This is a genomic window from Microcoleus sp. PH2017_08_TRC_O_A (assembly GCF_020738665.1).
GTDB lineage: Bacteria > Cyanobacteriota > Cyanobacteriia > Cyanobacteriales > Microcoleaceae > Microcoleus.
Genome location: NZ_JAEQCE010000055.1, coordinates 47,778 through 67,272, shown reverse-complemented (window position 1 = coordinate 67,272; position 19,495 = coordinate 47,778). Strand labels below are relative to the sequence as shown.

Below are 19,495 nucleotides of genomic sequence, written 5' to 3'. Positions count from 1 at the left end.
ACGAGGTTTATACCGTTCTGCTCAGAAATCAATTCTGAATGCAGATGTTAACGGTGCGGCAAACATCATTAGGAAATCAAAAGTAGCCATAGACTCAATAGTTGAGCGAGTGGGTAGCGGGTTACTGACTAACCCTTTAAGAATTAAACTTTGGGCGGATTCATCCCCCAAAGTTTGTCCTTAAGAATCCCCGCGTCTTCAGACCGGGGAGTGTCAATAATCAATTTTAGGCCAGATTTGTGGCAACAAGCTGATACTAATCACTTCTTAAAGTTAATCGGGATCGTCTTTGATAAGGAGCCAAAATAATGCCCAGTGCAGTACCAATTATTATAGTTGAGCCAACGCCAACGCCAACGCCGGAGACAACGCCAACGCCGACGACACCAACACCGACGACGCCGACACCGACGACGCCGACACCGACGACGCCGACACCGACGACGCCAAGGCCTTCCGACGACACATTGGGCGGCATAGACGACACATTGGGCGGAGGAAAAGGTACCGTACCCTCAATCATCGGGGGCGTACTTCGGGGAACAGAAACCAACGACTCGTTAGTTGGCAGTCCCGGCCCCGACGTGATTTCCGGGCTGCAAGGCAACGACAACCTGCAAGGATCTAGTGGCGATGATTTAGTTTTTGGCAATGATGATGAGGACGTATTGTTTGGTGGCCCCGGCAACGACGTGCTCGACGGCGGTTCAGGACTCGATACCCTGTACGGAGGCAAAGGCAGCGATTCCCTCGACGGGGGAAATAACCCCGATTTGTTGTACGGCAATGACGGCAACGATACGGTAATTGGAGGCGAAGGCAAAGATACGACTTACGGCGGCAAAGGCAGCGACAGCTTGCGCGGTGGGTTGGGCGACGACAGCTTTTTGGGCGATCGCGGCGATGACGTTCTCTGGGGCGATCAAGGTAATGACTCGCTCTTCGGTGGCGAAGGCGAAGACTTGCTATTTGGCAACGAAGGAGGCGACTGGCTCTACGGCAATGGCGGCGCGGATACCATTTTTGCAGGTGACGGCGATGACATCGTGTTCGGCGGTGCTGGGGACGACATCGTGGACGGTGGTGCTGGCAACGATATTCTTTGGGGCGAAGCAGGCAAAGACATAGTAGCAGGAGGCGAAGGGAGAGATGTCTTCGTTATCGGTACCTTCAGTACCCCCGGTGGCAGCAGCAGCAACGGCACTAACCCAGCATTTCTCACCACAGGCGGCCCGGATATCGCCGATGCTGATATTTTCACAGACTTTCGCCAAGGTGAAGATGCGATCGGGCTGAGCGGCGACCTCAAGTTTGAAGATTTGGTAATCTTCCAAAGCACCGACAGCAAAGCCGGCAGCACCATTATTCGCAACGGCGTCAGCGGCGACTTTTTAGCAGTATTGCCCGGAGTAGACAGCAGAACCTTGGGACGCAGCTCATTTGTAATTGCCCCCATAGTTCCAGGCAGCGCCACCCCACTACCAGCTCCGACGCCGACTCCGAGTCCGACGCCGACTCCCACACCGACGGCAAGTCCGACTCCCACACCAACTCCGACACCGAGTCCGACTCCCACACCCACAGACACTCCGACTCCCACAGACACTCCGACGCCGAGTCCGAGGCCAATCTTCCCCACGCCGACGGCAAGTCCGAGTCCAACGCCGACGCCGACAGGAAGCCCGACACCGACAGGAAGTCCGACGCCGACAGGAAGTCCGAGTCCGACACCTGTCAATCAGCTTCCAGTCGCAGTTAACGACAACTTCACCACGGTTTCAGGTCAAGGTCTCAGTTTCAATGTTTTGTTGAACGACACCGATGCGGACAAGAACCCTCTGACTGTTACGACTTTTACCCCAACAGCCAAAGGAACTCTGACTCCCTTGGGCGGCGGCGACTTCCAATACACCCCAAATGCTGGCTTCTCTGGTTCTGACAGCTTCAGCTACTCGATCTCAGACGGCAACCGCGGCACTGCTCAGGCAACAGTAACTATCAACGTCAGCAACCCCCCACAGCTAGTTATTAACGATGGTGTGGTGGTTGCCAAAAGTGCTCCTACTCAGACAATCACCGCCGCCGATTTGTTGGTGACAGATCCCGACAACCCTCCATCGGAAATTGTTTACACGATTACTAAAGCCCCCGACGCTACCAGAGGTTTTGTGCAAAGGGGCACCACATTTCTCAACGTGGGCGGCAAATTTAGCCAAGACGATGTCAACAACAACATTGTCAAATACAACTTGTTAGCAGGAGGTGGCAGCGACAGTTTCACGTTTACAGCCTCCGACGGGTCTTCAAAGATCGGGCCGGCATCCTTCAGCATTACGGTGGTAGATAATATTGTCGATCGCACCGCACTTCCTGCCAGCAGCTTTACAGGCAGCAACATCAGCGACTACATCATCGGCGGGGCAGGCAACGATACCATCTCAGGCGGTGCCGGGGACGACATCATCGACGGCAGGGGCGGCGACGACTTTGCATTCGGTGATGCAGGCAATGACTCGCTGCTGGGTTCGATCGGCAACGACAACCTCGACGGCGGACTGGGCAACGACACCATCAATGGCGAAGATGGCATAGATTCGCTAGTTGGCGGACTGGGCAACGATTTGATGTTCGGCGGCAATGACAATGACATCATCTCGGGCGGTGACAACGGCGACACCATTGACGGCGGCGCTGGGAATGATTCGATATTGGGAGAAGCCGGCGAGGACTCGATACTTGGAGGCAGCGGCACCGACACATTATTGGGTGGAATTGGCGATGACTCGATCGAGGGCGGTGCCGGCGACGACATCCTCGATGGCAGCATCGGCAGAGACTTGCTCGATGGCGGTATCAATAACGATTCGATCTCCGGCGGCGATAGCGAAGACACCATTTTAGGTGGAGAAGGCAGCGACACCGGACTCGGAGGTGCGGGCAACGACTACATATTAGGCGAGGGCGGCGGCGACTCCCTGTTGGGCGAAGCGGGCGACGACACTGTAGACGGCGGCGCCGGTAGCGACTGTCTCAGCGGCGCCTTCGGCAACGACTTGGTATTGGGTGGCGATGACAATGACTCGCTTTCCGGCGGTGCGGGCAATGATATTTTGGGCGGCGGGAACGGTTCTGACTTGCTCACCGGCGATGCTGGTAATGATTTCTTCTACTACGAAACTCCGAGTGAAGGTGTAGATATCATTACTGACTTTAATGCTAATGGCACCGGCACCGACAGATTCTTGTTCAGGTCGTCAAATTTCGCAGGTTTAACAAACTCGGGAACTACTAACGATTTCACCAGTTTTATCGTCAGGAATATCGGCAGTGGCGGCGACAACATCAGCAAGCAAGAAGTAATTTTGTTTGAATCTAAATTTGACAACGCTCAAGCAATCAATGCAGTGTTGAAGAATCAAAACGGTTCGAGCAAAACTGGAGCTTTCTTCGTGTACCTGAACAATACTTTTAACCAGTATGTTCTTGGCTTTGACCCGAATGTGGCAGACGACAGTCTCCCAGCTTTCGATTTGGCAGTGTTGAATTCTATTCCTACAGTGCCGGGAGCTCTTAGCACCGTCATTACTGCCTCTGACTTTAAGTTTATCTAGTCGTTTTTGAGTAGCGTCGCAAGGAGTCCGAAAAATGCCCAGTGCAGTACCAGTAATTATTATACCGGAGACCACTCCTACGCCGTCGCCGGGGACAACTCCGTCGATGACGGGGACTTCTCCGTCGATGACGGGGACTTCTCCAACGATGACGGGGACTTCTCCGTCGATGACGGGGACTTCTCCGTCGATGACGGGGACAACTCCGTCGATGGCGGGGACAACTCCGACGATGACGGGGACAACTCCGTCGATGACGGGGACAACTCCGACGATGATGGGGACAGGCCCGGGGATTTCGATCGTACCGGTGCCTCGACCAACTCCGACCGTACCCACGCCTCCCCCACAGCCGCTGTTTGTCGATGGTGTAGTTGTCGCCAATGACGGGAATAACTATTTAATCGGCAGCTTGTTCAACGACACGATTTCCGGGCGCGACGGGGACGACACGATTCTGGGTCGGGACGGGGACGATATCATCAGGGGCGAAGACGGTAACGATTCTCTCAATGGTGGCGCTGGTAAAGATATCGTTGAAGGCGGACGCAGTAATGACACCGTGCGGGGCGGCAAAGGCGATGACTTGGTTTCTGGCGACCAGGGCAACGATGCAGCTTTTGGCGACCAGGGCAACGATGTTGTCTTGGGTTCGGAAGGCAACGATACGCTGTACGGCGGTAAAGGCAATGACTGTCTGCGCGGAGGTGCGGAAGACGACCTGATTTTTGGCGACAAGGGCAGTGACACTGTTTTTGGCGACACGGGCAATGACTGCCTGATCGGCGCTGCGGGCAATGATATTCTTTTGGGCGCCGACGGTGGGGATGTCATCAGCGGCGGTGTTGGTAACGATACTGGTGAGGGTGGCGAGGGTGATGACCTGCTATTTGGAGGAGATGGCAATGATGCTCTGTCTGGAGATGCTGGGGATGATATTCTGACGGGCGATCGCGGGTCTGATACTCTGACAGGAGGCGAGGGTTCGGATATCTTTGTTCTCGGTAGGGTGGGTACGTCGGTTTCTAGTAGCGGGTTTCTGACTACTGGCGGCCGCGAGATCGGTGATGCTGATTTAATCAGAGATTTTAAGGCAGGAGATTCGATCGGCTTGGCTGGAGGTCTGAACTTTACACAGTTAAACATCTTCCAGGGTCAAGGCTCGAATTCTAGCAACACGATTATTCAGGACAAGCAAACTGGCGAATTTTTGGCGGTGTTGGTTGATGTGCGACCTGGTTCGCTAGATGAATCTAGGTTCACTACGGCTCGAATACCGCGCGTAGAAGATAATCCCTTTACTATTCAGGGAACAAGTGTTTCTCCGACACCGAGGGGGACAAGTCCTTCTCCAACTCCGACGGGGACAACGGCTTCTCCAACTCCGACGGGGACAACGGCTTCCCCGACACCAACGGGGACAACGGCTTCCCCGACACCCTCAACGGGGACAAAACCTGTTACGACACCGCCACCGACGGGGACAACTGCTTCTCCAACTCCGGCAACAAGTCCGACTCCGGCAACAAGTCCGACTCCGGCAACAAGTCCAACTCCGGCAACAAGTCCAACTCCGGCAACGAGTCCGACTCCGGCAACAAGTCCGACTCCGGCAACAAGTCCGACTCCGGCAACAAGTCCGACTCCGGGGACAAGTCCGAGTCCGACTCCATCGCCATCACCGGGGACAAATCCGAGTCCAACTCCGTCGCCGGGGACATTACCGACACAGGTTCCGAGTCCGACTCCATCACCGGGGACAACTCCGAGTCCGAGTCCTTCTATAGTCCCGACTCCAACTGCGACAACCCCAACTCCTCCGCCTTTCGGTGGTGGGCCAGTTCCGCCGAGTTTTACCACTCCGACTCCTAACGAACTGCCGATCGTCGAAACTGGTAAAACGCTGACAGCTTTGCAGAATTCGCCTCTGTCTCTAAGTATTTCGCAGCCGACAGATCCAGAGGGCCAACCATTGTCGATCGGAGTAATCGGAGTGCCCAATCCGAATTTCGGTCAAGTAGTTGTCGGTACAACTCCGATCGCCCTGAACCAAAAACTGACAGTTCAGGAATTACTCGGCCTGCAATTCCAACCTAAAACTGATGTAATCGGGTCAGCCGGTTCCTTCAGCTACAGCGTAGCGGACGATCAAGGTGGCACGGCGGCAGCCTCAGTTGCGATTAACATCAACTCTTTCAATACATCGTCAACCCTTCCGACTAGCCTGCCGCCGGTGCTTGGCGATGACGGCATCGTATTTACGAATACGAATAATCTGCTGCCGACATTCATCGACGTACTCGCCAACGATTCCAGCCCGCAGAAAGGGCCACTCAGCATTATCAATGTCGGCACGCCAAAACTGGGCATAGCTGTGAATCTCGGCACTCAGGTGCAGTTCATCCCCGGCAACGTAGCGGGTACAACTACTTTCACCTACAGCGTCAGCGACGGATTCGGGACAATTCCGGGCACAGGTACGATCGCCGTTTCCATCTTGGCGGCTGATAGCGGGCCTAACAAATTGGTTGGTGGTTCTTTGCCGGACAATTTGAACGGTTTTGCAGGGGCAGATACTGTTGACGGCCAAGGCGGCAACGATACGATGAACGGCGGTTTGGATAACGACGTGCTCGTAGGCGGCCTGGGTGCAGATACCATGACGGGTGGCGGTGGTAGCAATCAATTCCGCTATACCAGTCCTGCGGATGGCGGGCTGGCCTTTGATGCGGCTTCTTCGGCGGCCATCAATGCTGCGATCGCCGCCGGCGGATACGATGTGATTACTGATTTTACCGGTCTCGGTGTGCCGATCGCCGATCAGTTTAACTTTGCCCCCGGATTCGGGAATCTCAGTAGTGGCACCCTAGTTCTGCTGAACGTGCAGACAACTGTTTCTGCAAATATTCTAGGAGGAAGTGCATTCTTGTTTGCCTACGATTCCGGCGGCAATACTTACATCATTTATGACGGCAATGGCAACAACCTCGCCGGCAACGATTCTCGCATTTTGGCGAAGTTAAATGGTGTAACAGGGGTTTCTTCTCTTTCGGGATTTGACTTCACGTTTATCTAGGAATAGATAGAAGACGCTCGCGGTTGAAACCGCCTCTATACAAACAAAACCCACCTCCGTGGGTTGAAGAGTAGAACAGCGGGCTGTTGAAATTACGTTATTTTCTTCAGTCCGCGGAGGCGGACTTTGTTTGTGTAGACGCGGTTTCAACCGTACGTCCTATCTAAATCGGATTTTCATCAGAAAAAAGTCCCAATAAAGGGCCGAGAATCGCGCCAAAAACAAAGCCGCCGGCATGAGCCCAATAGGCAACTCCCCCGGATTCCATGCCCACACTTGCCGGCGCATTCAAGGAAGCCAAGCCGCTCAATGCTTGCTGTGCAAACCAAAATCCGAGAAAGAAGAAAGCGGGAACTCTGACTGTAGTAATAAAAATGCCCAGAGGTAGTAAAGTAAGAACTTTGGCTTGGGGATATCTGAGAATGTATGCGCCCATCACGCCTGCGATCGCGCCGCTAGCGCCCAGGGAAGGAATAGCCGATGATGAGGAAAAATACCACTGAGTTAGTGATGCTAAAACGCCGCAAGTAAGGTAAAATATTAAATATTTTACGTGTCCTAAACGGTCTTCTACGTTGTTACCAAAAATCCACAAAAATAACATATTTCCGGCAATGTGGAGAAAGCCTGCGTGCAGGAATTGCGAGCTAATTAGTGTCGTCCATTCGGGAAATGGCGAAACTGGCAGAGACACCCGACACATATTGCTTAACTGGCAAGGAACGACCGCCCAAGAGTAGAAAAATTGCGTTAATTGGCGATCGCCCAAACTGAGTTCGTACAAAAATACTAATACGTTTGCAGCAATCAGCCCGAAGGTAACGTAGGGAGTGATACTGGTGGGATTGTCATCGCGTAAGGGAACCACAGTTTTTTTCTCCTCAACATCAAAATATTGGCAACACGATATCGTATTTGCAGGCCAAAAGTCTTCTGTCGGAAGGAAGAATTTATTAGGATTAGTCAGCAGTCATTAGTTATTAGTCAGTTGGTTGTCTCTAGAATTTATCTATTGTCAGGATTGCCGTAAATCATTTGGGAAACTTTGGGGGGGGTGTCTCCGATGTGAAAAGCGCGGGCTGTTTCTTCGATCGCGCGATCGGCATTTGTGACTCGCTCGAATTGGCGTTTGTGCTCTGCCCAAGATTCGACAATTATCGTTTCTACAAAGCGACTGGGATGGGATAAATCTTGATACAATCCCCACTGAATCGCCCCGTCGCGCCGGCGAGTGCGGCTGACTGCTTCCATTGCTTGTTGGAAACTATTTGCATCTGCCGGATCTATACAGTATTCTAAAGTAATCAACACCGGGCCGTCGTTGGGACTTGGCTCAAAAGAATGGGCGGGCTGCTGCCAGTGTAAGGAAGATGTTAAATCCATTTTTTCTGCACATCTGAGACGGTAGCGTGTGGCGAGGGCTGTAGTTGCGATCGCCCCAACTCCTGCCATGTTTAAACTAACAGAAATTCCTGCTTGCTGGGCAATGATTCCCCACAGCAAACTCCCGAAAGTCATGCTGCCTTGAAATACTAACAAATATGTCGCTAATGCTCTTGCCCGCACCCATGTAGGAACGGCTGTTTGAGCAGCTACATTCAAACTTACCATCACTGTCAAAGACGACAATCCCACCACCAGCATCGCCGCGCATACTGCATAGAAATTGCGCGCATAACTCAATACCAGCATCATTGTTCCAAACACCGCCGATGCGGCTGCTACCGACAAATCAGTCGAAATTCGCTGCCGGATTTTGGGCAAAATAAATGCTCCGGCTAACCCACCGATTCCCCAAAAACCGAGAATTATCCCGTATCTAAAAGCATCTAAACCTAATTCTCGGCGACCCAAAAGTGGCAGCATGGCAAACAAAGCGCTGGCAAAGAAAATATATGCCCCAGCGCGGATCAGGACTGCTTGAAAAGGTGGAGAATAGCGCACGTAGCGGATTCCGGCTTGCATTGCGCCGATAAATCTTTCTGCGGGTAAAGCTGTTTCTTGGGGCTTTCTCTGCCACGTATAAATGACTAGAATGACTCCGATAAAGGAAGCTGCATTCAGCAAAAAGACGAAGCCTGTTCCGGCGGATGCGATGATAATTCCTGCTAAAGCGGGGCCTACGGATCGCGATAAATTGATGACAATTCCGGTCAATGTTACGGCTGACGGCAGTTGTTCTTTGGCAACTAATTCGGGGGTAATTGCTTGCCAGACTGGCATATTTACCGCGCTGCCGATGCTCATCACAAAGGTTAATGTTAGGAGTATCCAGGGAGTTGTGAGGTTGGCAACGGTGAGAATTCCCAAAAGTGCTGCGGCGGCAAGCATCCAGCCTTGGGTGAATAATAGCAGGCGGCGTCTGTCAACTACATCGGCGATCGCGCCGGCGGGCAGCGCTAGCATGAAAAATGGCAAGCTGGATGCTGCTTGCATCATGGCAATTAGCAGGGGCGACGGGGATAGGGATGTCATCAGCCAGGAGGCCCCTACATCGTGCATCCAGGTGCCGATGCTGGAAACTCCCGAGGCCAGCCAGAGAGCTCGAAATACGGGCTGGGCTAGGGGACTCCACATTGAGGCGGGCTTTGGTGCGGTGGCGCTCATGTTTGGATAGGGAGAGTTTGCGATCGAACTTTATCTTACATCACCTGAAATTATTGTTTTTTTAATACCATGACTAAAGCCCCTCCTTCTTGACAAAATCATCAAAATTAGGCTAATCTCAAAACGTCGAGCGAGACGACTGGTCTAGTAACATTGTTTATGAGTGGAAAAGTTGCCATCAAAGAAGATACCAAACTGGCTCTGATTAAAGCAGGGCGACGAATCATTGTGGAAAAAGGATACAATCACGCCGGAATTCAGGAAGTTTTGCAAGCGGTAGGGGTTCCGAAAGGCTCTTTCTATCACTTCTTCAGTAGCAAAGAAGAATTCGGTTTGGCAATCATCGAGTACGATTCCCAAATGCACGATCGCATTGTCGAACAGTATTTAGGTGATATCAATCTCACTCCTCTGAATCGGCTGAAGCGTTATTTTACCTTTAAGTTAGAGGAATTTGAAACTCTGCAATACCGAGAAGGCTGTTTGTTTGGCAATCTCAGCCAAGAAATGGCCGATCAAAACGATCGCTTTCGCCTGCGGTTGCAAGAAGCTACGGATCGCTGGCGAGATCAGTTTGCTGAGTGCATTGAAGCTGCCCAAACTGCGGGTGAAATCTCCAAAAACCAAAAGGCTCAAGACTTAGCAGAGTTTTGTTTAAATAGTTGGGAAGGTGCTTTGTTGCAAATGAAACTGAGCAAAAGTGATGCTCCGCTGAAGAACTATATTCAGTTTATGTTTGGGATGATTTTAAAGTAGCTCAAAAAGTTGAACGATCGCTGGATCTGTCTCAATTCAACTTGTCCGCAAGTTTGGCAACATACAGCAAATTCCACATTTATGAAGTACACTCGCTCCCCGTAGGGACACGGCACTGCCCAAGGCGTGTCAACTTAAGCCTGAAAGCCTTGATAAATGTCGTTTTTACCATAGTCCAGATCCCCCTAAATCCCCCTTAAGAAGGGGGACTTTGAGTACGTTCTTGTCCCCCCCCTTCTTAAGGGGGGCTAGGTAGGGCGGTTTTATTGTCGTCAGACAAATTAGGTACGTAGTTGCGCTTCAGCGCTCCTTATAATATTAGGAAAGAGCGCTAAAAGCGCAACTACGTACCTTGGCCCAAACGCGAGCCGACATTTGAGCGATACTTTTGGTAGTTTTATATTTCCTATCCTGACAATAAAACCACCCTACTTCTTAAGGAGGGCTAGGGGGGATCTAGATTTAATAGTCAAACAGCAATCTCTGACTGGATTTGACCTTAAGTTGACACCTATGGGCTCTCGGAGTGTCCCTACACTTCACAAACCTCGAATACGCTACATATAGATCAATACGGTTTACTTAAGATTGTCATTGCGAGGAACGAAGCAATCTCAGTATCTATTTTTCATAGGGTTTTACCCCAGGGCAGTCTTAAGTAAACGGTATTGAATTATATTACCCACAATGAGGAAACCACACTGCCGTTTCCCTGCAATTAATCGAGGTAGGGAAACGGCAGTGCCGTTTCCTCCGTTTATATCATCCCGATGTAACCGGAATTGATATCAGGAATATTTTTATGTTTTATCCTCAGATTTCTATGAAAACTCCGACACTTTCTACAGCCATTATGCTAACCGCACACAAAGCATAAATTCCCGTTCCTACCGTTACTTGTACGGTGTCTGCATTGATGATTTTGATGAGTTTCCAGCTATCACCATTCTTTTGATAAAGCGTCCAAGAACGGATGTTTTTATCGGCGGGATTTTTCCACTGCAAAACATTGCTATTCCCCACTTTTTGTACTACCACTGATACTGGAGGGGCCGGCGGCTTTCCATTTTGCCAAGGCATCGCGGGAACGAGTGCGGGTTGCGCGTATGTAGTGGATTTAAAATTATCGTAGATTTGCTGGCGGTTGTCGCTAAATGCTTTCATGCTGAAGAAAACATTGCCTAAAGCTAAGCTGTCTTTAGAGTTGCGCGTAATCTCAATTTGATTGTTTATTTCCTGCACAGTCCACTTGTTGCCGTCAAGTCTTCCTAAGTTGTTTCCTACATAAATATGTCGGTTTTGGGGGTTGTTTTCTAGCCACCATTCCAGCAACATTGGATAGCTTTGAGCTGTTTGATCGATGCGCCAGTAAAGTTGAGGATTTAGATAATCTACCCAACCTGATTCTAACCATTTTTTGGCGTCGGCATAGAGTGTTTCGTAGGCGTCTAAACCGCGACTTTGTGGTGGTTGTCCGGGTCGATAAATACCGAAGGGACTGATGCCGAATTTTACGTTGGGTTTGACTGTTTTAATTCCTTGTCCGAGTCTTCTAACTAATTTGTTGACATTTTCGCGGCGCCAGTCTCCTAAACTCATTTGGCCGCCTCTAGAAATATAACTATTGTAAATCTTGCTGTCGGGAAATTCTTGACCGTCAATGGGATAGGGATAGAAATAATCGTCGAAGTGAACGCCGTCTATATCGTAGCGCTTAACTACATCTAAAATTACGTTGTAAGTCTTGTCTAAAACTAAATCAATTCCCGGATCCATCCACAAGTCGTCGCCCCACGGATAAACGCATTCGGGATTGGTAACTGAGAGGTGCGGGCGGACGTTGGGAGGGGTTTGAGTGGAAACTTTGGCGCGGTACGGATTGAACCAAGCGTGAACTTCGATGTTGCGTTTGTGGCTTTCTGTAACGGCAAATATTAAAGGGTCATAGTAAGGTTGCGGTGGCTTTCCTTGAGTTCCTGTCAGCCACGCACTCCAAGGTTCTAATTCTGAGGTGTAAAGGGCGTCGCCCGCAGCTCGAATTTGGAGGATAATTGCATTGAAATTCATTTCTTGCAGCCTGTCCAGGATTTTCAGGAGTTCGGCTTTTTGCTGTTCTGTTGAGAGTTTGTTGCTGAATGGCCAGTCAATATTCCACACGGATGTTATCCAAACTCCGCGAAATTCTCGCTGGTGGTTGACGTAAACTTGCGGCCTGGGAACTTTGCTGAGAACTATAATATATTGATTGTATATTTGTGGCGCTCTTTTGAGATATACTAATGCTTGATAAACCCAGGCGACTACATCGGCTCTGGTGGCGTTTCCGGCGGGATTTAATAGGTTTAAGTTGGGGGCGTTGACGACTATTTCGGATTGGGTTGCTATGACGATCGCCTTTTTGGCATAATTAGGAATTTCTGTGCTGTCTTGGTAGATGTTTGATAGAACCAGATTGCTTGTCGGTACAGCGTTTGACCCAAATATGCCGCTGACTAAGGCAACTAATGCTTCGGCCCTGGTAATCAGGCTTTCGGGTTTAAACAGGTTGTCGGGATAGCCGGAGATAAATCCTCTTTTATATGCTGCTTGAATGGCTGTGGCGGCCCAGTGGGTGGCGGGAACGTCGATAAAGGGTATGTAGGGCCGTTTGTCGGGTACGGGAAAGGCTTTGCTGACTATGGCGGCGAATTGGGCCCGGGTGAGGTTGCTGTTGGGGCGAAAAGTGCGATCGGGAAAACCGCTGATTACGGCCCTTTCTACTAAGCCATCAATGAATATTTTTGCCCAATGATTTTGAATGTCGGAAAAGCGATTTGTGCTGGAAACCATAGTTGTATTTATAATCGGGAATTGGGAATTGGGAATGGGGCATTGGGCATTGGGAATGGGGCATTGGGGAGCGGTTATTAGTTATTAGTTATTTGTTATTAGTAGCAAGTCACAAATAACTAATAACAAATAACTAATACAACTATAATTGCTATAGCAACTGTCAACTGTCAACTGTCAACCGACTACAGCAAACTGGCATTTTCGTAAAGCAGCCGGATGATATTGATGATTTTTTGTCCGTATAAAGGGTCAGAATTCCAGCGACCTGCAAGTTCGTTGACGGTGGGGGCTACGCCGCGCTTGACAAAACGAAAACGCACGTTTTCTTTAACTAAAGGTTGGTTGATTGGTTCGGTACTGGCGTAAGCTTTTAGGTGCTGAATTTGCGCTCTAATTCCTGTTCTGGCATCGGGAAAGGAAATGCCGGAATTTGTGGGGCTGACGATTCCCATGTCAGCAAAGTTGAATTGTTCTGGTTTGACTGCACCGCCAAAGTTGAGATAGTTTGTTTCTAAACACATTTGGCAAAAAGCTACGTCGTGATTGACGCCTTCTGCGGCTGCTTCTTGGACGTAAATTTGAGGTAGGTTGGGAAATATTACCAGGGCTTTGCTGTTTGTTTTGGTGAGAAATACTGTGATTTGTTGGGCGGTAGTTAAACCGCGTCCCATGATTTTTCCTACGCCGGAGAGGATATCACGGCGCGATCGCAGGGATACTGATGTGGTGGCCTGATCCCAAGTTACGGAAATGTCGCGATCGCGCAAATCGACAGCCCGCACGAATACTACTCCATTGTAGGTGATTCGGCGATCGGCTGTTTCTGGTTTAACATTGAGAGCGTCTAGAACTTCGGAAGGGACAAAAGCATTTCCGTTGACCAAAATGCCTTTGTCTTCGTGGGGCGCACCGTTGATTTGGATATTAATTAAAGGATAAACTATAGGTTTTGGTGTCGGTGTCGGTGTCGGTGTCGGTGTCGGTGCAGGTGTCGGTGTCGGTGTCGGTGTCGGTAAGGGTTTTAAAGGAGTATTGTTTAACCAAGCTTCAAGTCCGTCAGCGAGTCCGAGGGCGACATCACGGCGGCGATTTTGAATAGTTCGCAAGTCATCAATGTTAGTTAAAAAACCGAGTTCTATTAACAGCGAAGGAATATTTACGCGCCGACAGAATGCAAGGCTACCAACACCAGCTTCTGTATCTGCTCTTGCGCCACGATTCGGTATTTGTGGACACCTGCGTAAATAGCCATTTAAAATTAAATCTGCATCTGCTTTTCGTCTGGGGTTGCTACCAATATAAAACGCGCTAGCACCGCGGACTTGGGGATTAGAAAAAGCGTCTATGTGTATTTCAACCGCTACATCTCCCGGCTGAGAGCGACTATTGATCCAAGCGATACTTTCGATTAAGCTAAGAGTATCTGGTACAGAGAAGGTGTCTATACCTCGCTGCCGCAATTCAGGTACTAATAAATCCCGAGTGAGAATAAGTTCCTGGGATTCGGTGGTGCCAAATGCGATCGCCCCGGGATCGCGCACGCTGCCTTCAAACCCGCCATGCCCTGCTGAAACAAAAATAGAAGCCATTTAATAAAAATCTCCACCTTGCAGCTACTTGATGTCTGTTTTTTATGCTCGGCTTTTATTTTACCGCAAAGGCGTATATTTTATTATTGCAGCAAAAACTTGTAGTTGCGTTCTGGGTGGGGGTTCTCACCCCCGAACACAACTACAAATTTGTTAATCCGCGTGGAGATCACATTTTGACAGCGGGGCTAGTCGAAGGTTTAGGTGCCTTAATTTCCTGCGATACTGCACGGGTGCGGAAGAGTTTAGCAACGACTTGCTCGCACTTGGACAAATCCGCTTCTATCTGTGTAAAGATGTCAGTTGATACCGGATCTGTGAACTTCGCTCGCAGGTTGTTGATATCGACAACACCTGTTTGCAAATCGCCGAGAGTGCTCCGCAGCAAGAAGGTTTCATCTGTTCCTTGCACCGAGGCTTTTAATTTAGCGTATTTGTCAGCAAGTTGGGCGGGAATTGAGGGTTTTTCGCCGAAATCGCTGAGGCGGTTTTCGAGAGCGAGGATGTGTTTCTGTTTATTTTGGATCATTTCCGCCAGGAGCGATCGCAAATCGGCATCTCCGGTTTTTTCCGCATAATTCTGAAACGCTTCGCAAGCATAGCGTTCCCCTGCGAGGGCGGTATTCAAACCTTTCACAATGTCCGCTTGTGTCGAGCCGCCCCAACCATTAGCTAGTTTCCACCATTCTGCACTCGTATCAGTTTCTTCTGGCAAACCAACTGCTTTACCGCCGTAACCGAGGCGCGCTAAAATAGCGGTGGTAAATATTCCTAAATCTCCCGGTTGGCGGGAAGTAATCAAGTTACCGTCAACTACTAAAGGTTCGTTGATGTAGTTAGCTCCGGCATTAATCATGTCTGTTTTAATTGCCAAGAAACCCGTCGCATTTTTGCCTTTGAGTACGTCGGATTCAATCAAAAGTTGCGGGCCGTGACAAACAGCAGCGACTATTTTTCCTTGCTCCATCGCTTCTTTCACAAACCGCACTGTATTGGGATTTGTCCGCATGGTATCGGGAGCCATACCGCCGGGAATTACGACTGCATCAAATTCTTCTGCTAATGATTCAGTGGTAGTTCCGTCAGCTTGCTGGGCGACTTTACCATTTTTCCCTGCATACTTTTCGTTTGTCCGCGAACCGAGGACAACTACGTCAAATCCTGCTTGTTTTAAGGCGTTGTAAGGAACCAGAAATTCTGAATCTTCTACTCCATTTTCGATTAGTATGGCAACTCGTTTGGTGTTAGTTCCGTTATTTGTTGTCACAATCACTTTCCCTCAGGCTATCTTTTTATCTAAACATAAGTCACTTCTCGTTTTTTGAGCATCTGGCTAAAGTGATAAAGTAGTTATTCTTAAAAGCTGTTAAGGTGAGTCTTTAGAGATATTTTATAGTAGAGCAACACGATCAACAGTCAACAGTCAACAGTCAACAGTCAATGCACGTAAGAGGCTCCGTTAATGTCGATCGTTGTTCCGGTAGCGTGCACAGCCAAACCCGATGCTAGAAAAGCGATCGCGTTGGCGACATCTTGAGGAGGGGCGATTTTGCCGATCGGGATATCGCGCACAATCTGTGCTTCGCCACACTCCCTAATAAACTTATCCGACATTTCCGTACTCACAAATCCCGGCGCCACAGTAAAAGCCAAAATATTATCAGCCGCAAATCCTCTAGCAATGCTGCGAGTTAGAGAAACGATCGCACCTTTTGATGCAGCGTAGTGCAGATAATTCGGGTCATCGCCGCGAAAAGCAGCGCGACTTGCTATATTAATAATCGTACCAACCTTGCGAGTTTTAAAATGTAGAATTGCTTCCCGGCACAAATCAGCAACCGCAACTAAATTAACTTGTAGAGTTTGCTGCCAAGCCGACGACCAAATATCAAAATCGTCCTCGATACCAGCCGACTGCATAATCCCAGCATTATTAACTATAATATCAATATGACCGCGCCACTTTACAGCATCTTGCCACAAAAGAGAGGCCGCGTTTGGTAACATCAAATCTGCTGCTAATAAATAACAGCGATCGCCCGCCACACTTGCTGCTACCGATTCCGCCGCTTCCTGACTGCGACAGTAATGCAAAATCACCTCGGCCCCAGCATTAACAAGAGTCCGCACCGTCACTGCACCAATCCCTTTCGAGCCGCCCGTCACTAAAATTACCTTTCCAGTTAAATCAATCATTTCTCTCTCTCTTTTCTCTTTCTCTGCGCCCTCTGCGCCCTCTGCGGTTAAAAAAAATAAATCCCATTCACAAGCGAAATAGAATTTGCTATATGATAATTGTACATGATTAAATGTCCTCTTAAAAATAAATCAAAAAAATCGCCATGAAAGCAGTTGTGTTCGATCGCTACGGCAGCGTTGACGTATTGCAGTACCGAGAAGTAGAAAAGCCGATCGCCAAATCGAACGAATTGTTAGTCAGAGTTCGCGCTAGCAGCGTCAATCCCGTAGACTGGAAAATCCGGCAAGGACACCTGCAACTACTTACAGGATTTAACTTTCCTCGAATAATCGGTTCCGACATCTCGGGAGTTGTCGTAGAAGTCGGCTCGGAAGTCACCAAATTTCAACCCGGAGATGAAGTTTATACATTCTTAAATCCAATCGCTGGCGGTGCTTGTGCCGAATACGCTGTCGTGCCAGAATCGAGTGCATCAATTAAACCTCACAACATCACCCATGTCGAAGCAGCAGCAGTACCCATCGCAGGTTTAACGGCTTTGCAAGCGTTGAGAGATTTGGGTGAAATTAAAGCAGGATACAAAGTATTGATTAACGGTGCTTCCGGCGGAGTCGGGATTTTTGCGGTGCAAGTTGCTAAAGCAATGAATGCGGAAGTAACGGGAGTTTGCAGCGCCAAGAATATAGAATTTGTCAAGGATTTGGGAGCAGATTGTGTTCTAGATTATGCAGAAATTGATTTTACTCAACAACCCGAAAAGTATGATATAATTTTGGATGCTGTCGGTACAAAGACATTTGCTGAATGCGAAAACGTGCTGCAACCGGAGGGAGTTTATATCTCGACTTTGCCGAGTTTCGACAACCTCCCACCGATGTTGACTAGCTGGTTTATTCCTGGTAAAAAAGCTAAATTCATTCTAGCCAATGCCAACCCAGCCGACTTGGAGATTTTGCGGGAGTTAATCGAATCCGATAAAGTTGAGCCGATTGTCGATCGCACTTACAGCTTGCCTGAAGTAGCCGCCGCCCACGCGTACAGCGAAACTGGCCGCGCTGTCGGCAAAATTGCGATCGGCATTGAAGAAGTCAGTTGACAGTTGACAGTTGACAGTTGACAGTTGACAATTAGTAGGGGCGGTGGATGGTGCGTGCCCGCCCTCTTAGTTGACAGTTAATAGTTAATAGTTACCAATTACAATTACCAATTACCAATTACCAATTAACAATTAACAAATCTAAAATTGCCCCATTACCGATTTCCGATTCCCCATTACCAATTCCCCATTCCCTATGACTGTGCCCTCAGACTTGGAGACATCCGAACAAGATTCCGACAACAACCTCGAACAAGTTAGCGCGGAAAATAGCATTTCACCAGTCGCTGATGATTTGATGGCTGTCAACAACTTAGAAGGTGCAGAAGTTAACTCAGAAAATATTGCACCAATTGCAGATGATTCTACGGATGTCGGCAACTTAGAAGCTGAAGAAGTTAGTTCGGAAAATAGCATTGCACCAGCCGCCGACGATTTTACGGATGTCAGCAACTTAGAAGCTGAAGAAGTTAGCGCGGAAAATAGCATTGCACCAATCACCGATGATTTCACGAATGTCAGCAACTTAGAATCTGAAGAAGTTAGTTCGGAAAATACTATTGCACCAGTCGCCGATGATTTTACGGATGTCAGCAACTTAGAATCTGAAGAAGTTAGTTCGGAAAATACTATTGCACCAATCGCCGACGATTTCACAGATGTCAGCAACTTAGAAGCTGAAGAAGTTAGCGCGGAAACAGAAAATACTATTGCACCAATTGCAGATGATTCTACGGATGTCAGCAACTTAGAAGCTGAAGAAGTTAGCGCGGAAAATAGCATTGCACCAATCGCCGATAATTCTACGGATGTCAGCAACTTAGAAGCTGAAGAAGTTAGTTCCGAAAATAGCATTACACCAATCGCCGATGATTTTCTCGGTTCCCGCAACCTCGAAAACGAATATCTCGACGAACTTCCCGACGAAGTTGAGATGTCTTTGTTCGACCATTTAGAAGAATTGCGTCAGCGACTTTTCTACTCGCTAATTGCCGTAGCAATAGGTGTAGTTGGTTGTTTTTTAACAGTTAAACCGATCGTACAATTGCTAGAAGTACCCGCCGGGCCCGTCAAGTTTCTGCAACTAGCTCCCGGTGAGTATTTCTTTGTTTCTATCGAAGTGGCGGGATACAGCGGTTTGCTGATTGCAAGTCCGTTTATTTTTTACCAAATAGCGCTATTTGTGCTACCCGGTTTGACTCGCAAAGAACGCGGGTTGCTCGGGCCAGTGTTTTTCGGTTCTAGTTTCCTCTTTTTGGGCGGGCTGGTATTTGCTTATATTGCTCTGATTCCGGCGGCGCTGAACTTCTTTGTTACCTACGGGGCGGATGTTGTAGAGCAGTTGTGGTCGATCGACAAATACTTTAAATTTGTACTGCTGTTAATGTTCAGCACGGGTTTAGCTTTTCAAATCCCGATCGTCCAAGTATTGCTCGGCGTTTTGGGCATAGTTTCTTCTCAGAAAATGCTCTCCGGCTGGCGTTATGTGATCTTAGGTGCGGCTGTTTTGGGTGCTGTTTTAACGCCTTCTACTGACCCTTTGACGCAAAGTCTTTTGGGAGGTGCGGTGCTCGCTCTTTACTTTGGCGGCGTCGGTTTGGTGAAGCTTTTGGGGCGGTGAAAATTAGGAATAGCAGAGAATACAAAAGATCGATCGCTCCCGGTAGGGATACAGACCCAGCCTAAGTCCCTACAAGGGTTGTATGTCAAGTTCGATCGATCGCTTAT

General features: G+C 49.0%; 11 protein-coding genes and 1 pseudogene. 6 read left to right on the top strand and 6 right to left on the bottom strand.

Features of this window, described 5'->3' with window-relative positions; translation table 11 throughout:
* From JGK22_RS19905 to JGK22_RS19895, 3 genes and pseudogenes are all read left to right on the top strand, one after another.
* Positions 1 to 184: pseudogene (locus JGK22_RS19905) on the top strand (RNA-guided endonuclease TnpB family protein); the annotation flags it as partial.
* Between the two features lie 124 nt (positions 185 to 308).
* Positions 309 to 3,611 (top strand): Ig-like domain-containing protein, encoded by a 3,303-nt coding sequence (locus JGK22_RS19900; RefSeq protein WP_293313459.1) that lies wholly within the window; start codon positions 309 to 311, stop codon positions 3,609 to 3,611.
* A 34-nt stretch (positions 3,612 to 3,645) separates the two neighbouring features.
* On the top strand, positions 3,646 to 6,687 hold the full coding sequence (locus JGK22_RS19895) for a calcium-binding protein (RefSeq protein WP_293313457.1): 3,042 nt from the start codon (positions 3,646 to 3,648) through the stop codon (positions 6,685 to 6,687).
* 163 nt (positions 6,688 to 6,850) lie between these two features.
* On the opposite strand, the gene JGK22_RS19890 is transcribed toward JGK22_RS19895, so the two are convergent.
* Together JGK22_RS19890 and JGK22_RS19885 are read right to left on the bottom strand one after the other, a co-directional pair.
* A complete protein-coding gene (locus tag JGK22_RS19890) occupies positions 6,851 to 7,555 on the bottom strand; it encodes a rhomboid family intramembrane serine protease (protein WP_293213425.1) in 705 nt (234 codons plus the stop codon).
* A gap of 137 nt (positions 7,556 to 7,692) precedes the next feature.
* A complete protein-coding gene (locus JGK22_RS19885; protein ID WP_293313455.1) occupies positions 7,693 to 9,294 on the bottom strand; it encodes an MFS transporter in 1,602 nt (533 codons plus the stop codon).
* Between the two features lie 159 nt (positions 9,295 to 9,453).
* Here JGK22_RS19885 and JGK22_RS19880 point away from each other — a divergent pair, with 159 nt between their 5' ends.
* Entirely contained in the window at positions 9,454 to 10,050 is a 597-nt protein-coding gene (locus JGK22_RS19880) for a TetR/AcrR family transcriptional regulator (protein WP_293184083.1), read from the top strand.
* An 813-nt stretch (positions 10,051 to 10,863) separates the two neighbouring features.
* On the opposite strand, the gene JGK22_RS19875 is transcribed toward JGK22_RS19880, so the two are convergent.
* From JGK22_RS19875 to JGK22_RS19860, 4 genes are all read right to left on the bottom strand, one after another.
* Positions 10,864 to 12,879: a family 10 glycosylhydrolase gene (locus JGK22_RS19875; RefSeq protein WP_293313454.1), complete on the bottom strand. Its 2,016-nt coding sequence runs from the start codon at positions 12,877 to 12,879 to the stop codon at positions 10,864 to 10,866.
* Positions 12,880 to 13,064: 185 nt separating this feature from the next.
* Entirely contained in the window at positions 13,065 to 14,471 is a 1,407-nt protein-coding gene (locus JGK22_RS19870; protein ID WP_293184088.1) for an N-acetylmuramoyl-L-alanine amidase, read from the bottom strand.
* A 169-nt stretch (positions 14,472 to 14,640) separates the two neighbouring features.
* Complete coding sequence (locus JGK22_RS19865) at positions 14,641 to 15,738, bottom strand: DJ-1/PfpI/YhbO family deglycase/protease (protein ID WP_293206893.1); 1,098 nt, start codon at positions 15,736 to 15,738, stop codon at positions 14,641 to 14,643.
* Between the two features lie 170 nt (positions 15,739 to 15,908).
* Positions 15,909 to 16,667, bottom strand: coding sequence for an SDR family oxidoreductase (locus tag JGK22_RS19860; RefSeq protein ID WP_293184092.1), 759 nt, complete (start codon positions 16,665 to 16,667; stop codon positions 15,909 to 15,911).
* A 146-nt stretch (positions 16,668 to 16,813) separates the two neighbouring features.
* Here JGK22_RS19860 and JGK22_RS19855 point away from each other — a divergent pair, with 146 nt between their 5' ends.
* Together JGK22_RS19855 and tatC are read left to right on the top strand one after the other, a co-directional pair.
* Positions 16,814 to 17,767, top strand: coding sequence for an NAD(P)-dependent alcohol dehydrogenase (locus tag JGK22_RS19855; protein WP_293242938.1), 954 nt, complete (start codon positions 16,814 to 16,816; stop codon positions 17,765 to 17,767).
* 853 nt (positions 17,768 to 18,620) lie between these two features.
* A complete protein-coding gene (tatC, locus tag JGK22_RS19850; protein WP_293313461.1) occupies positions 18,621 to 19,388 on the top strand; it encodes a twin-arginine translocase subunit TatC in 768 nt (255 codons plus the stop codon).
* Positions 19,389 to 19,495: the final 107 nt, after the last annotated feature.

What these genes read in the sequence shown, in the direction of transcription:
- JGK22_RS19900 (WP_293313459.1), top strand. Translation starts at nt 309, where the DNA reads ATGCCCAGTGCAGTACCAATTATTATAGTTGAGCCAACGCCAACGCCA.
- JGK22_RS19895 (WP_293313457.1), top strand. Translation starts at nt 3,646, where the DNA reads ATGCCCAGTGCAGTACCAGTAATTATTATACCGGAGACCACTCCTACG.
- JGK22_RS19885 (WP_293313455.1), bottom strand. Translation starts at nt 9,294, where the DNA reads ATGAGCGCCACCGCACCAAAGCCCGCCTCAATGTGGAGTCCCCTAGCC.
- JGK22_RS19880 (WP_293184083.1), top strand. Translation starts at nt 9,454, where the DNA reads ATGAGTGGAAAAGTTGCCATCAAAGAAGATACCAAACTGGCTCTGATT.
- JGK22_RS19875 (WP_293313454.1), bottom strand. Translation starts at nt 12,879, where the DNA reads ATGGTTTCCAGCACAAATCGCTTTTCCGACATTCAAAATCATTGGGCA.
- JGK22_RS19870 (WP_293184088.1), bottom strand. Translation starts at nt 14,471, where the DNA reads ATGGCTTCTATTTTTGTTTCAGCAGGGCATGGCGGGTTTGAAGGCAGC.
- JGK22_RS19860 (WP_293184092.1), bottom strand. Translation starts at nt 16,667, where the DNA reads ATGATTGATTTAACTGGAAAGGTAATTTTAGTGACGGGCGGCTCGAAA.
- JGK22_RS19855 (WP_293242938.1), top strand. Translation starts at nt 16,814, where the DNA reads ATGAAAGCAGTTGTGTTCGATCGCTACGGCAGCGTTGACGTATTGCAG.